14 protein-coding genes are annotated in these 14,765 nt (G+C 62.6%); 9 read left to right on the top strand and 5 right to left on the bottom strand.

Annotated elements, in window-relative coordinates:
- Positions 1-9: 9 nt before the first annotated feature.
- Positions 10-708, bottom strand: coding sequence for an aldolase (locus tag IB279_RS07665; protein WP_113187845.1), 699 nt, complete (start codon positions 706-708; stop codon positions 10-12).
- A gap of 74 nt (positions 709-782) precedes the next feature.
- Between IB279_RS07665 and IB279_RS07670 the strand changes: the two genes are divergently transcribed.
- Positions 783-1,919: a DUF2336 domain-containing protein gene (locus tag IB279_RS07670; protein WP_113187844.1), complete on the top strand. Its 1,137-nt coding sequence runs from the start codon at positions 783-785 to the stop codon at positions 1,917-1,919.
- 30 nt (positions 1,920-1,949) lie between these two features.
- Positions 1,950-2,948 carry an NAD-dependent epimerase/dehydratase family protein gene (locus IB279_RS07675; RefSeq protein ID WP_246801858.1) on the top strand — a complete coding sequence of 333 codons (999 nt, stop codon included), beginning with the start codon at positions 1,950-1,952 and terminating at the stop codon, positions 2,946-2,948.
- A 35-nt stretch (positions 2,949-2,983) separates the two neighbouring features.
- On the opposite strand, the gene IB279_RS07680 is transcribed toward IB279_RS07675, so the two are convergent.
- Positions 2,984-3,397 (bottom strand): hypothetical protein, encoded by a 414-nt coding sequence (locus IB279_RS07680; RefSeq protein ID WP_112976205.1) that lies wholly within the window; start codon positions 3,395-3,397, stop codon positions 2,984-2,986.
- Between the two features lie 221 nt (positions 3,398-3,618).
- Between IB279_RS07680 and IB279_RS07685 the strand changes: the two genes are divergently transcribed.
- Positions 3,619-4,086, top strand: a complete 468-nt coding sequence (locus IB279_RS07685; protein ID WP_060582491.1) for a GNAT family N-acetyltransferase — start codon at positions 3,619-3,621, stop codon at positions 4,084-4,086.
- A gap of 99 nt (positions 4,087-4,185) precedes the next feature.
- Here the strand turns inward: IB279_RS07685 and parE are convergent, their stop codons facing one another.
- A complete protein-coding gene (parE, locus tag IB279_RS07690) occupies positions 4,186-6,246 on the bottom strand; it encodes a DNA topoisomerase IV subunit B (protein ID WP_113187843.1) in 2,061 nt (686 codons plus the stop codon).
- A gap of 212 nt (positions 6,247-6,458) precedes the next feature.
- Here parE and IB279_RS07695 point away from each other — a divergent pair, with 212 nt between their 5' ends.
- The 6 genes from IB279_RS07695 to IB279_RS07720 all read left to right on the top strand — a co-directional run bounded on the left by IB279_RS07695 (position 6,459) and on the right by IB279_RS07720 (position 13,375).
- Positions 6,459-7,379 (top strand): alpha/beta hydrolase, encoded by a 921-nt coding sequence (locus IB279_RS07695; protein WP_112772655.1) that lies wholly within the window; start codon positions 6,459-6,461, stop codon positions 7,377-7,379.
- A 230-nt stretch (positions 7,380-7,609) separates the two neighbouring features.
- Entirely contained in the window at positions 7,610-9,052 is a 1,443-nt protein-coding gene (locus tag IB279_RS07700; RefSeq protein ID WP_113187856.1) for a UbiA family prenyltransferase, read from the top strand.
- Entirely contained in the window at positions 9,049-10,371 is a 1,323-nt protein-coding gene (locus tag IB279_RS07705; protein ID WP_034795908.1) for an FAD-binding oxidoreductase, read from the top strand. Before IB279_RS07700 ends, IB279_RS07705 begins: the two co-directional genes overlap by 4 nt.
- A 93-nt stretch (positions 10,372-10,464) precedes the next feature.
- Positions 10,465-10,905, top strand: a complete 441-nt coding sequence (locus IB279_RS07710; RefSeq protein WP_034795905.1) for an EamA family transporter — start codon at positions 10,465-10,467, stop codon at positions 10,903-10,905.
- Positions 10,902-11,912 carry an NAD(P)-dependent oxidoreductase gene (locus IB279_RS07715; protein WP_113187841.1) on the top strand — a complete coding sequence of 337 codons (1,011 nt, stop codon included), beginning with the start codon at positions 10,902-10,904 and terminating at the stop codon, positions 11,910-11,912. The genes IB279_RS07710 and IB279_RS07715 overlap by 4 nt, the downstream gene beginning before the upstream one ends.
- An 11-nt stretch (positions 11,913-11,923) precedes the next feature.
- Positions 11,924-13,375 carry an aspartate aminotransferase family protein gene (locus IB279_RS07720; protein WP_192339136.1) on the top strand — a complete coding sequence of 484 codons (1,452 nt, stop codon included), beginning with the start codon at positions 11,924-11,926 and terminating at the stop codon, positions 13,373-13,375.
- A 36-nt stretch (positions 13,376-13,411) separates the two neighbouring features.
- On the opposite strand, the gene IB279_RS07725 is transcribed toward IB279_RS07720, so the two are convergent.
- Positions 13,412-14,011 (bottom strand): YceI family protein, encoded by a 600-nt coding sequence (locus IB279_RS07725; protein WP_060516885.1) that lies wholly within the window; start codon positions 14,009-14,011, stop codon positions 13,412-13,414.
- Entirely contained in the window at positions 14,008-14,628 is a 621-nt protein-coding gene (locus tag IB279_RS07730) for a cytochrome b (protein ID WP_113187855.1), read from the bottom strand. The genes IB279_RS07725 and IB279_RS07730 overlap by 4 nt, the downstream gene beginning before the upstream one ends.
- Positions 14,629-14,765: the final 137 nt, after the last annotated feature.

The raw sequence follows: 14,765 nt of genomic DNA on the forward strand, positions 1-14,765 counted from the left end.
GGCTCGGCGTCATAGGCTGCCGGCGATGACTGCTTGCTCGGGCGAGCGGCAGACGACCGAAGCGAATCCGTCGTTCCTGCTTTGTGAAAGCGCCCAGCGTGTGGCTGCCGCATCGGCGGTGGGCGGCAGCACCTCATAGGCGCGGATGCCGGCCTCGTGGGCCCTTAGCACCACATTGGCGCGACCCGCGAGCACGGGCGCGGCCACGCCCTGATGCGCGGCACTCGCCGGCTCCTTGCAGCCGACTGCCTTTGCCAGCGCCGAGCCGTTGAAGATCAATCCTTCCAGTCGCTGCGAGCACCCCGCCAGTGTGTGCGGCGACAGCAGGCCTTCGGGTGCTGCGCCGTATTCGGCGTAAATCCGGGTGCGATTGGCTGGAAGGCCAATCCTTGCTTCGGCAACCCGCAGCATCACGTCGAGCTTCTGTATGTCCGCGCGGCCGCGGCATCCGGTAAGCACGACGCCATCGATGCCGCTATCAAGCAGCCAGTGTACGTCGTCTTCATGGAGCAGCCCGACCGGTTCCACACAGGCGAGCAGCGCGAGATCGCGTCCTTCCATCCGGGCGAGGCCAAGACGCGTTTCGTGGCCGCAGCCGGCAGTCAGGATCAGCCCAGCCAATGTGTTGAGAACGCTCACGTCCAGGCTAAGCGCGTCGGCGTCCGCAAACAGCAGCGGTATTATGGTTTGGAGGCGGTTAACAGACATGGTGAACCAATCTTAAACCTTTGCTCGCTAGGCTCAGAACATCGGTGGCATTGGCGTGGTCTAGTGGGGCGTAGGTGATCATACAAGCATTTCTTCGCTGGGTGGAAACGGCGAGAACAGGCGAGCGCATTCGCGCCGCCAGCGCGCTCGGCCGCGCCTATGTCGACGCGCAACTGAATGGCCTCGATCGTCGCGCCGCCGAGATGGCGATGACCTTTCTGCTGGACGATCCATCGCCGAAAGTGCGCCTTGCCTTGGCCGAAGTCCTTTGCAATTGCTCGTCCGTGCCGCGCGCCATCATTCTTGGTCTTGCCGGGGACCAGCCTGAAATTGCCTATCTCGTCGTTTCGCATTCTCCCGTCCTGACCGACGACGACCTGGTCGACCTCGCGGCTCGGGGAACGCTGGAGACCCGCGCGCTGATCGCGGCGCGCAGTTTCGTTTCGCGCGGGGTCGCCGCTGCGATCGCCGAAATCGGCGACGAAGACGAAATGCTGATCCTGCTCGAAAACCCCGGCGCTCTTCTGTCGCGCCGTTCGCTGAAGCGCATTGCCGAGCGTCTTGGCCATTCGGCTTCGGTTCGTGACCTGCTTCTTGCGCGCGACGACCTGCCGAGTGCCGCCCGCCACGCGCTTGTCGAAGAAGTCGGTGCAGCACTTGCCGCCTTCGGCCTCGTACAGGTGACGATTGGAGAAGGTCGCGTGCAGCGGGTCACCCGTGAAGCCTGCGATATCGCTGCCGTCGGCATGGTTGGAACGACAGCCGTCGAGGAGCTGCCGGACCTCGTCACGCATCTGCGCGAGACCGGCCGCCTGACGCCCGCCTTCCTGCTGCATGCGCTCGTGACCGGCCGTGCAGAGTTTTTCTCGGCCGCAATCGTCGACCTCTCCGGCGTCAACGAAAAACGCGTGCGTTCCATCCTGTCCGGTGGGCGCGTCCACTCGATCCGTGCCCTGTTCGAAAGCGCCGGGCTCGGCCGCGACGTCAGCGAGACGTTTGCGACAGCGGTCCTCCTGTGGCGTCAGGACGGGCCGGGTTCAATCGGCGGCCACGCGACGGTCTCGGCAGAACTGCTCGTGCGCCTGCGACGTGGACGGGCAACATCGCCGACCGACGCAGCGATGATCGATCTGCTCGAGCGCCTGGCATTCGCCGAGGAGCGCCAGTCGGCCCGTGACTACGCGGAACTTGCCGCACGCCAGGCCGCCTGATCGCGACCCGTTTTAGCGAGGAATGGACCCATGAACGCGAGGACCGCGACCGTTGCCGTGACCGGAATCGGCGGTTTTGTCGGACGGCACGTCGCGCTCGCCTTGCTGCGCGAAGGTTATCCTGTGCACGGCACGGTTCGCGCGCTCGGGCGCGTCGAGGAGATCGAGCGATCCATTCGCGCGGCCGGTGGTACGGATGCCGCGCGCCTGACGTTTGGAGAGGCGGATCTCCTGGAGGAGCGGGGCTGGGCTGAGGCCTTTGCCGAGGTTTCCTACGTCGTCCACACCGCCTCGCCATTTCCGGCTCGCTTGCCCGCCAATGAAGATGACCTGATCGGGCCGGCCCGTGACCGTACGCTGCGTGTGCTCAGGGCAGCCCATGCGGCCGGTGCCAAACGCGTCGTGCTCACGTCGTCGGTCGCCGCGGTCATCTACGGGGCAGGGCGCGCGCCGTTTACGGAGGACGATTGGACCGATCCGCAGTCATCGCTTGCGACACCCTACTACCGCTCCAAGACCTTCGCCGAACGCGCGGCCTGGGACTGTGCGGCTGACAGCGGCCTGGAGCTTGTGGTCATCAATCCCGGAATGGTCCTCGGGCCGGTTCTTGGCCATGAGATCGGCACATCCGTCGCCGTGGTGCGCAACCTGCTCAAGGGGAACTATCCCGCCTTGCCGAAGTTCGCCGTGCCGGTTGTCGACGTCCGCGACGTGGCGGATGCGCATGTGCAGGCCTTAAGCGTCGCCGCAGCGGCAGGCGAGCGTTTCCTGATTGCGGGAGAGGCGCTTCCCTTGCGGATATCACGGCCATCCTCCGGCGCAGGTTCCCTGAACATGCGGGCAGGCTTCCGAGGTTCGCGCTGCCCAATTGGCTGGCAGGGCTTGCCGCCCCCTTCGATGCGGGCCTGCGCCTCATCGTGCGCGAACTCGGGCATGACCCCCGCATTTCCAACGAAAAGGCGCGCCGTGTTCTCGCATGGCAGCCGCGCTCTGCCGAAGAGGCCGTCGTGGCCTCGGCGAACAGCCTGATTTCGGCCGGCCTCGTCTGAGGCGTGCTTGGTGCGTCAGTCGGTAAAGCGGCGCGCGACCCAGGAATAGCCATCTTCGACATAGCGCACCGGCTTCGTGACGATGGTCTTCAGCTTCTCCCGATCGGGGATGGCGCCCGACAGGAAAGCCAGCGTGCGTTTCGGCAACCCTTGCGCGGGTTCCGGCTCCGCTGCCGGAACGGGCAGCGCCTGGTTCTGCTGGGCGCCGGGTGGCGGCGTGGGGATTTCGGCGACGCTTGGCGCCGAGCTCTCGCAAACCGCAACGACGACCGGATAGTTCGCATTGGAAAACTTCGGCAGTTGCGCGTTCGAATCCGTGTCGCACTGCGCGATCGATGGCCAGCTCCCGTTGACCGTCGAGATGTACTGGCATTGGCTGACGTCGTGGTCGCAGCCGAGAATGGTCATCACTATCAGCGCCGCTTGCATCGCATTCCCATCGTCTTTGCAGGTTGTGGTGGATCAACCTATGCCTGCATGATTCTCCTCGAAATAGGGCGATGCTGCCGGCAGCGCGGAACAAATTGTTTCAGCCTGTTAGGCGGATTGATGGGGAGGCATACGAGCCTGCGCCATTTGACGTATTGGTCCGGGCGTAGGCCGGCGGTAGTTTGGCGCGAAACCACGCCTGAATGAAAAGGACGACCCGATTGCCTGCCGTAATCATAGCCCAGGAGACGCCGCGCCAAGCTGAAGTTCTGCGTCTCCTGCAACTCTCTGACGCCTACGCCGCCTCACTCTACCCCGCCGAGAGCAATCACATGGTCGATCTGTCGAACCTGGAAAAGCCGGAGGTATCGTTCTTCGTCGCACGGCGTGACGGCGATACCGTCGGCTGCTGCGCCCTGGTTGATGCCGGTGACGGGACTGCGGAAATCAAGCGCATGTTCGTCGATCCCGAGGCGAGGGGGCTGAGGGTCGGCAAGTTGTTGCTGCAGGCGCTGGAGGCGCGCGCGGCGCAACTCGGACTGGCGGCAATCCGCCTCGAAACAGGCATCTATCAGCCCGAAGCGATCGGCCTTTACAAGGCGGCCGGCTACGTCGAGCGCCCGCCGTTCGGGGAGTATCAGCCGGATCCGCTGAGCCTCTTCATGGAGAAGCCCGTTCACGTTGCGTAAGCTCGAGCAGCCTTCAAACCCTGAATACAGAAACGGCGGCCTGTGAGCCGCCGTTTCTGTATGGATTATTGTGATCCTGCTTGCCGGCAAAAAGCCGGCTCAGATGTCCAGGTTTTCCGCAAAGACAGCGCGCTCCTGGATGAAGCGGAAGCGGGCATCCGCCTTCGTGCCCATCAGGTTGTCGACCGCTTCGCGCGTGCCCTCGAAATCGACATCGTCGATCTCGACCTTGAGCAGCGTGCGGAACTTCGGATCCATCGTCGTTTCCTTGAGCTGCGCCGGCAGCATCTCGCCGAGACCTTTGAAGCGGCCGATCTCGACCTTGCCGCGACCGGCAAACTCGGTGCGCATCAGCTCCTCGCGGTGCGCGTCGTCGCGGGCATAGAGCGTCCTTGCGCCCTGGCTGATGCGATAGAGCGGCGGCACGGCGAGATAGAGGTGACCGCCGCGGATCAGTTCGGGCATCTCCTGGTAGAAGAAGGTGATCAGCAGCGAGGCGATATGCGCGCCGTCGACGTCGGCGTCGGTCATGACGACGATGCGCTCGTAGCGCAGATCCTCTTCCCGGTACTTGCTGCGGGTGCCGCAGCCAAGCGCCTGGATGAGGTCGGCAATCTGCTGGTTGGCGCCGAGCTTTTCGCGACCGGCGCTCGCCACGTTGAGGATCTTGCCGCGCAAGGGCAGGATCGCCTGGTTGGCGCGGTTGCGCGCCTGCTTCGCCGAGCCGCCTGCTGAGTCCCCTTCGACGATGAAGAGTTCGGCACCTTCAGCGGTGTTCTGCGAGCAGTCGGCAAGCTTGCCGGGCAGGCGCAGCTTGCGCACGGCCGTCTTGCGGTTGACTTCCTTTTCCTTGCGCCGGCGCACGCGCTCCTCGGCGCGCTCGACCACCCAGTCGAGCAGCTTGTCGGCCTCGGCCGGATTGTCGGCAAGGTAATGGTCGAAGGGATCGCGCAGCGCATTTTCGACGATGCGTTGTGCTTCGACTGTCGCTAGCTTGTCCTTGGTCTGGCCGACGAATTCCGGTTCGCGGATGAACACGGACAGCATTCCGGCGGCCGAGATCATCACGTCATCGGTGGTGATGAGCGCTGCACGCTTGTTCTGCTTCAGCTCGGCATAGTTCTTCAGTCCCTTGGTCAGCGCGATGCGGAAGCCCGCCTCGTGTGTACCACCCTCAGGCGTCGGAATGGTGTTGCAGTAGGAGTGAACCTGCTGGTCGCCGCCATACCAGGTGACCGCCCATTCGAGCGAACCGTGACCGTTGGCCTTCTCCGATTTGCCGGCGAAGATCTCGCGGGTAACGGTGAATTCCTTGCCGAGCGTCGCCGCCAGGTAGTCCTTCAGGCCGCCCGGGAAGTGGAAGACGGCCTTGTCCGGGATCTCCGAACCTTCCTGCAGCAATGACGGATCGCAGGACCAGCGGATCTCGACGCCACCGAAGAGATAGGCTTTCGAGCGCGCCATGCGGAAAAGCCGGCCGGGCTCGAAATGCGCGTGCGGTCCGAAAATATCCGGGTCCGGATGGAAGCGGACGCGCGTGCCGCGGCGATTGTGCACGTCGCCGAGTTCCTCGAGCCCGCCCTGCGGAATACCGCGGGAGAAGCGCTGGCGATAGAGCTTGCGATTGCGGGCGACCTCGACTTCGAGCGCGTCGGAGAGTGCGTTGACGACGGATACGCCGACGCCGTGCAGACCGCCCGAGGTCTCGTAGGCCTTGCCATCGAACTTGCCGCCGGCATGGAGCACCGTCATGACGACTTCGAGCGTCGACTTGCCGGGGAATTTCGGATGGTTTTCGACCGGGATGCCGCGGCCGTTGTCGGTGACCGTCAGGAACCCGTCCGCGTCGAGATGGACCTCGATGAAGTTGGCATGGCCGGCGACCGCTTCGTCCATCGAGTTGTCGATGACTTCGGCAAAGAGATGGTGCAGCGCCTTCTCGTCGGTGCCGCCGATATACATGCCCGGACGACGACGGACCGGCTCAAGGCCCTCGAGCACCTCGATCGCCGACGCATCGTAATCGCTGCCATCGCTGCCTTTCGGGGCAGGGCGCGGCTCTTCGCGCGCGATGGGGGCTGCAGCCACGGCCGGCTTGGCGCTCGGCTGTACGGCGTTCGGTTGCTCGGGCATTGAGAAGAGGTCGCTGTTGTCGTCCATGGGGCCGTTCGGATCGTTCCTGTCGTTCGGGAATGCCAGAGGCCATAGCAAGCCCCAGGCTCTGCCGCCATCCCCCGGCGGTCGAATCACCTGAATTCTGCCAGACTCTCACAGGATACGCGAACAAAAGGAGAATTTCTGGCACCGGCCGCCGATGATTTTTCGCACGAACGGCCGTGTTTCGGGCCAAGTGTTGCTTTGCGGTGCGGCCAATGGCAAGGCTTGCGGCGAAAGAGGGAGCCCGTCATTTGGCCGTGTCCACAGTTGTTTTTCCGTTTCGTGCCTGCCTGTTCGCTCTGGCCTTGGCAATTGCCGCCTCGCCGGCAGAGGCGCAGACGCTCAAGCCCTACAAGGACGATCTGTTCTCCTATGCCAAGGTGCTCGGCCAGGAGGATGGCGGTGACGACCTGACGATCGATTACCAGGAACTGCGGGATATCAACGAACGCGACGAAATCCCCGAACGCCGGGTGAAGCGCGCCTATGTGTCGCTTGGCGTGAAGAACGAGCAGGCCAATGAAACGCTCGATATCGGTGGCCGCGCGCTCGACGTGACCCGTGTCGGCCCCGATCGCGGCGCCGGCTTCTCGGTCATCTTCATCCATGGCCGCGGCGGCGACCGTCGGCTCGGTGCCAACGACTTTTCCTTCGGTGGAAACTTCAACCGGCTGAAGAACCTCGCCGTCGCCAATGGCGGCGTCTATTACGCCCCGAGCGTCCGGTCCTTCGATACGGCAGGTGCCGCCGATATTGCCGGCCTGGTTCGATACGCGTCCGAACGTTCCGGAGGCCGTCCGGTCGTGCTCGCCTGCGCCTCGATGGGAAGCTTCATCTGCTGGGGTGTCGCGCGCGACGCCTCCGCCGTCGCAGCACTCTCCGGCATGATGGTGATGGGCGGCGTCAGTGATCCGGACTTCACGAAAAGTGCCGCCTACAAGGCGAAGCTGCCGATGTTCTTCAGCCATGGCAGCCGTGACAGCGTCTATCCCGCCGAAGGCCAGAAGGCGCTCTATCGCTCTCTCAAGGCCAAGGGCTATCCGACGCGCTTCGTGCTTTTCGAAACCGGCTCGCACGGAACGCCGGTGCGCATGACCGACTGGCGCGATGCGCTGAACTGGATCGGCAGCCGCTAATGCATGTCGCGCAAAAGTGTGCAGCAGTTTTGCGGCAGCGACATGCATCAAAACAAGAGCCTAAGGCCCGGTGTGTGATTCTTCGTTCACGCGACAGGCGATAGGCGTCGCCCTGCTGCTGCGGATTTGTTAACCAGCCCGCCAATTTGCGAGCGAAACCAAGGCCTGCGTTTCCACTCTGGAAAGTTGAAGTCGTGATGATACCGGCAACTATGGCTGGGATGGACTTCATGGACGCGCGAACCGAGACACGGCACATTCCGCTGTGTGTGGATCTTGACGGCACTTTGCTGGCCGCCGACACCTTGTGGGAAGGGGCGGCGATCATCCTGCTGCGCAATCCGCTGATGCTGTTTCCGATGCTGGTCTGGCTGGCAAAAGGTAAGGCACGGCTGAAGCACGAAGTGGCCCTTAGATCCGGCCGCCGTGCGGAAGACTGGCCTTATCGGCAGGCCGTCATCGACCGGCTCATGGAGGAAAAGAAGAGCGGGCGCGAACTCGTGCTCGTGACCGGCGCAGCACCGTCCGTTGCAAACGACATTGCCGCCCATGTCGGCATGTTCTCCTCGGTCATGCATTCGACCGACGCGCTCAACCTGACGAGCAGCAACAAGCGCCGGGCGCTGGTCGAGCGGTACGGCGACGGCGCCTTCGACTACATGGGCAACAGCCGTGACGATATCGCCGTCTTTGAGGTGGCACGCCGCGCGATCGTGGTCTCGCCCGATGCGGCCGCGGAAAGATGGCGTCGCAACCATGATGCCGAACGGCTCGATACCGGCAAGGTCAGCGCGCTTGCGCCGCTGAAGTCGATCCGCGTGCATCAATGGGCGAAGAACGTGCTCATCGGCGTGCCGATGATCCTCAACCACGAGGTGCTGCATTTCGATGCGATCGTCAGCGTCATCATCGCCTTCTTTGCCTTCAGCTTCCTCGCATCCGCCGTCTACGTCATCAACGATCTTTCGGACCTTGCCAACGATCGCCGCCATGCGAAGAAACGTTACCGGCCGCTCGCGAGCGGCCAGATGTCCGTGCCGACAGCGCTGGTGCTTGCAGGCTGCCTCATCATCGCGTCCGTGGCGCTGACCCTTCTGTTGCCCTGGAAGTTTGCCGGGGTGCTCGCCTTCTACGCCTGCGCGACGACGGCCTATACCTTCGTGCTGAAGCGCAAGCTGCTCGTCGACGTGTTCACGCTCGCCGGCCTCTACACCACACGCATCGTCGCTGGCGCGGCCGCGACCGGCACGGAACTGTCCTTCTGGCTGGTGTCCTTTGCGATCTTCTTCTTCCTGAGCCTCGCGCTGGTGAAGCGTTACGTCGAGCTGCACGAATTCGAGGACAAGGACGGCGGCAACGTGCCGGGGCGTGGCTATCTCGCTGTCGACTTCGAGATGGTCGGCCAGGCCGGCGTTGCCTCCGCCTTCACCTCGGCCCTGGTTCTGGCGCTCTACGTGCACAGCAAGGAACTGCAGGAGATGTACACCACGCCCTGGGCGTTGTGGCCGCTCTGCCCGCTGGTGCTCTATATGTTGCTGCGCATTTGGATGCTTGCGCGCCGCGGCATGCTGCATGAGGATCCGGTCGTCTTCATCATGCGCGACTGGCGCAGCCAACTGACCATGCTGATCGGCGCGCTGCTGATCCTATTCGGAGCCATCGGGCCGCAATGACCCTGCAAGACCATGAAAGCTGGGGCCGCATCGACAATCGCGTGCGGCCTGGAATTTCGCCTGACGACTATGAAGACCGGCTCGGCAGCCTTGAGGCCGAAGGCTATCTCCCTTTCGGCAACGGACGCAGCTACGGCGACAGCTGCCACAACGATCGCGGTACGCTGATCGAAAGCAACCTTCACGGCCGGATACTCGCCTTCGATCCCGGCACCGGCATGATGACCTGCGAGGCGGGGGTGACGCTGCGCCAGGTGCTGGAACGGGCGATCGAGCATCGCTTCTTCCTGCCGGTGACGCCTGGCACGGCCTTTGTCACCGTCGGCGGCGCGGTCGCCAACGACGTGCACGGCAAGAACCATCACGCGCGCGGCACCTTCGGCAATCACGTGACGCGTTTCACGCTGCTGCGCTCGACCGGCGAACGGCTGACCTGCTCGCCGGTCGAAAACCCGGAACTCTACGCCGCGACCATCGGCGGTATGGGGCTGACCGGACTGATCCTCACCGTCGATATCCGGTTGATGAAGGTGCCGTCGCCGCATGTGCAGCAGCACGCGATCCGTTTCGAGAACCTGGACCAATATTTTGCCCTCGTCGACGGCGTCGATGCCGAGCATGAATACTCCGTCGCCTGGATCGACCAGCTCGCAAAGGGATCTCGAATGGGCAGGGGCGTGCTGCTCGCCGGCGATCATGCCGACGGTTCCTGCGAACTGCCCGACATCCCCAAGGGATTGAAGCTGTCCGTGCCGTTTTCGCCGCCGTTCAACCTCCTCAACCAGGCAACGCTCAAAGGCTTCAACGAGTATTACTTCCGCAAGGTGAAGCCGGGCGAGACGGTGACGACCGTTCCCTGGACGTCCTATTTCTATCCGCTGGATGCGATCGGCGCCTGGAACCGGCTCTATGGCCCGCGCGGGCTCTACCAGCATCAGAGCGTCTATCCCGCGGAAAACGCACCGGAGATCACGGCCAAGCTCATGGAAACCGCCCGCCAGGCCGGCCATGCGTCGTTTCTGACGATCCTGAAGCGTTTCGGCGACATCGGCTCCCGGGGCATCCTGTCCTTCCCGCGTCCCGGTTTTACTTTGACGCTGGACTTCGCCAATCAAGGTGAACGGACAGTAAAGCTGCTCGATGCGCTCGATCGCATCGTAGTCGAGGCCGGCGGTGCGATCAATCCGTACAAGGATGCCCGCATGAGCCCGCAAGTTTTTGAAAAATCTTTTCCTTTCTGGAGAAAGATCGAAACGTTGCGCGACCCTGCGCTGGTTTCGAACTTCTGGAAACGCACGGCTCTGGCTTTGCCAGAATGAGAATGCAGACAATTTTATTCAATTAAATGCGCAAACTTCACGGAATATCCGTCTCTTGCCCGTAAGTAGATTTTCGGGACTGGGAGTAAAACTATGAAATATATTCCATTCATTCTCTTTACCGTGCTCACCAACGCCGCCGCTCAGCTGATGCTGAAGCAGGGCATGATGACGCTCGGACCGATTTCGATGACTGCCGAAACCGCGATCGTCCGGCTGTTTCAGATCGTCTTCAACCCATGGGTCTTTGCCGGTCTTGCGACCTTCGTCATCTCGATGGCGTCGCATCTTTATGTGCTGTCGAAGGTCGAGCTTTCCTTTGCCTATCCGTTCCTGAGCCTCGCTTACGTTCTCGTTGCGGTCTTCGCCTATTTCGTCTTTCGCGAAGACCTCAATGCCTGGCGTATCGCCGGCATCGCGCTGATCTGCGCCGGAACCGTTCTTATCGCCCAGTCGGGCATCTCATCCAGCGCCGACGAGAAATCGGCTGATGCCGCCGGGGTGAGCACCGCAGAATTCGGGAGCAAGTCATGAAACACATCATCTTTGGTGGCGACGGCTTCGTTGGCCGTCATTTGGCGGAACGCCTCGTCAAGGAAGGCGAGGACGTCGTTGTCGCCGATATCGTCAAGTCCGACCTGCCGCACTACGGCCGCGTCCGCTTCGTTCATTGCGACGTCACCGATCTGGAAGCCGTCCAAAAGGTCGGCATCGGCGCCGACGACATGATCTACAACATGGCGGCCAAGATGCTGTCACCGTTGCAGGTCCGCGCCAAGCGCTGGGAGTTCTTCTGGCCCGTCAATTATTACGGTGCCGAAAACATCATGAAGGCGATGGATGCCGCCGGCGCATCACGCCTGGTGCAGTTCACCACCGACATGATCTATGGCCACACCGTCCAGTCGCCGCAAACCGAGACCCATCCGGCAAAGCCGCTCGGCGAATATGGCAAGTCGAAATGGGCAACCGAGCAGCTGGCCATGCAGTGGCGCAAGCAGGGCATGAACATTTCGATCTTCCGCCCGCGCCTGATCATCGGTCCCGGCCGTCTCGGCATCCTCGAGAAATTGTTCAAGCTGATCGACCTGAACCTGCCGGTGCCGATGATCGGCTCGGGCAAGGCGCCCTACCAGTTCATCTCGGTCTTCGATTGCGCTGAAGCTGCGCGCCTTGCCTGGAAGGGTGGCGTGCCGAACGAAGCTTACAATCTCGGCTCCGACAATCCGCCGTCCGTGCGCGACCTGCTCGGCAACCTGATCAAGCATGCCGGTTCGAAGTCGTTCCTGCTGCCGACGCCGGCCTTTGCGGTCAAGCAGACGCTGGCTTTCTTCGACCTGATCAACAAGCCGATCATGGATCCGGAACAGTACCTGATCGCCGACGAAATGTGCGTGCGCGAGACCGGCAAGCTGAAGCGCGAACTCGGCTGGCGCGCGGAGTTCAACGATGGCGACATGTTGATCGCCGCCTATGACGAATATCGGGCCAAGAAGATGGGCGCCGCAGTTCCTGCAGCTGCCGCCGTGCCGGCCGAATGAGGGGAAAGATCATGCTGGACAGACCGAACCGTATCGCCGTTGCCGCGCCGTCGCTCGACGGTGGCGTCGCCAAGCCCGATCTCATCACCGTCGAACAGGCGAAAGCCATGTCGATCGGCGACATCACCTCCGCGTTCAAGGAACACCTGAACCCGGGCCAGCTCCACTTCATGAAGCTGCTCGGTTTCCACAAGGTGAAGATCGAGAGCGCCGAGGGTATGTTCTACACCGACCAGAATGGCCGCCAGATCCTCGATTTCTTCGGCGGATTCGGCTCGCTCGCCTTCGGCCACAACCATCCGCGCATTCTGGGAGCCCGACAGAAATTCCAGGACGAAAAGCGCCACGAGATCGCGATCGCCTTCATGTCGCAATATGCAGCGGCGCTGGCGAAGAACATCGCGGCCTGCTCGCCGGGTGATCTCGACATGGTGTTCCTCGGCTCTTCCGGTTCGGAGGCCATGGAGGCTGCCGTCAAGCTTGCCGAACGTGCCGCCGGCCCGAAGCGGCCGAAGGTCGTCTATGCGGAGAATTCCTTCCACGGCAAGACCAAGGGCGTGCTCGCCATCACCGATGGCCAGCTTTACCGCGCCGACTTCAAGATCACGGACAACACAGTGCGCGTGCCCTTTGCCGATATCGACGCGGTGGAGAATGCCTTCAAGTCCGACCCGGAAATCGGCGTCATCGTGCTCGAAACCATCCAGGGCGGCGGCGGCATCATCCAGGCACCGGCGGAGTACTGGCAGAAGCTGCGTGCGCTCTGCGACAAATACGGCGTGCTCTGGGTCGCCGACGAAGTGCAGTGCGGCTATGGCCGCTCCGGCCGCTTCTATGCCTTCGAGCATTACGGCGTCGTGCCTGACGTGACGGCGCTCGCCAAGTCGCTCGGCGCCGGCAAGGCCGCCGTCGGCGCAATGATTGCCCGTCGTGAGGTCTACATGAAGGCTTACGGCACGCCGAAGACCGCCATGATCCATGCGATGGCCACGTTCGGCGGCATGGGCGAGGCCTGCGTCACGGCGATTGAAGGCATCAATGTGCTTTACGACGAGCACCTGATCGACCGCGCCGCCGACAGCGGCGACTATCTGCTCGAGCGTCTGCAGGCGCTGAAAGAGAAGTATCCGAAGATCATCAAGGACGTCCGCGGCAAGGGCTTGATGGTCGGCCTGGAATTCCAGGACTTCAGCCAGACGCTGCCGATGGTGCTGCGTCCTGTTGTCTCGATGCTCGACGACAAGCTCAAAGGCTCGCTCTCTGGCTTCATCGGTGCGCTGCTCTTGCGTGACTACGACGTGCTGGTGGCCTTCACCGAATACAATCGCAACGTCATCCGGCTCGAACCGCCGCTGATCTGCGAGCGCGCTCATGTCGACCAGTTCATCGCCGCCCTCGACGACCTGCTCGGCCGCGGCATCGTGCGGATCGTCAAGGATTTCGTCGGCAGCCAGATCGGTTGATCGAGAAGCCTATCGACTTGCAAAGGGCAGGGGCGTTCAGCGCCTCTGCCCTTTGATGTTCATGTCGAACTCGACGACGTTGGAATAGATCGGCGTGCCGACATCCATGCCGTAGGGTGATCGGTGGATATTGCCGCGGATGTTGAAGGCGATCGAGCCGCGGTTCCAGTCAAGCAGCGTTACCGAGAAGCGCTCCTTTCGCGACGTGCCGCGCGCCGTCAGCGTTCCCTCGACCGCGGCCGTGTCCGGTCCGGTCTGTTTCACGGTCGTCGAATGGAATGTGACGGTGCTGAAGTTTGCGGTATCGAAGACGGCGCTCGACTTCAGGAAGTCCTCGATCCGCTTTTCTCCGGTTTTCACGCTCTCCGGGTAAAGCGTGAATTCGACCGTCGAATGGCCGACATCATTTCGGTCGATGCGGAAATTGCCGGAAAACTTGGCGAAATCGCCGACAATGCCGCCGCCGCCCGCTTGCGCAACGGTGAAATGGATACGCGAAGCCGGCGTGATCCCGTAGTTGCCGGCAGCATCGGCAAGGTCCGGCGCGGCTGCCGTGGCGGGCGACGGAATGCTCCCGAGCGCCAGCAGCAGCGTGAAGGCAATGGCCTTTGTTGGTGATTGCGAGTGCAGTGTCATGGTTTCTTCCTTCCGGCGATAACCGGATCCGAACCAGCCGCTTGGGAGGAAGCGCGTTGGCGTGATCCGGTCTGAAGCATGCGGACGAGGACGTCGTCGCGGCGTGCGAAGTGATGGTAGAGGGCGGCCAGGACGTGAAGCGCGACGAAGCAGAGCAGGAGGTAGGCGAGCGTCATATGGACGAGCGTCCAGAGGTCTTCGGCCGATTCCGATTTCGCCATCGGCAGGTGGGGGATGACGATCCAGTTGAAATAGAAGCTCGGTATGTTCAGCGTCGATGTCGAGGCCACCGCCCAGCCGGCAAGCGGAACGGCGAGCGCGAGGAGGATGAGCACCACATGGGTGGCGCTGGCTGCACGGCGCTCGAGCGCGTTGAGGCCTGCGGGCGGGCGCGGACGAACCTCGACCAGGTGCCAGAGCGCGCGGATTGTCGCCAGACCGAGCGCGGTGAAACCGAGCGACTTGTGCCATTGGTAAAGCGAAAACTGCAGCGCCGGATCGACGGGCGTTCGCCGCATGATGAAGCCGAGGCCGAGTAGGGTGAGGATCAATGCCGCAATCGCCCAGTGAAGGACGATGGTGATCCACCCAAATCCGGCTTTGTCGTTGCGCAGCATGTTCGACCCCATGGTCGCTCGCCCGGCCGCTATTGGCTCGGCGACTGCGGTAAGACTCATGAGTTCGTGCTTTTATTCGCCTAGAATACCATAAAATTGCACTGAGATCTTGTTGATCTCGGCAAGCTATGGTCCAT

Origin of the sequence: Ensifer sp. ENS06 (assembly GCF_014852205.1) — a bacterium.
Lineage (GTDB): Bacteria > Pseudomonadota > Alphaproteobacteria > Rhizobiales > Rhizobiaceae > Ensifer > Ensifer adhaerens.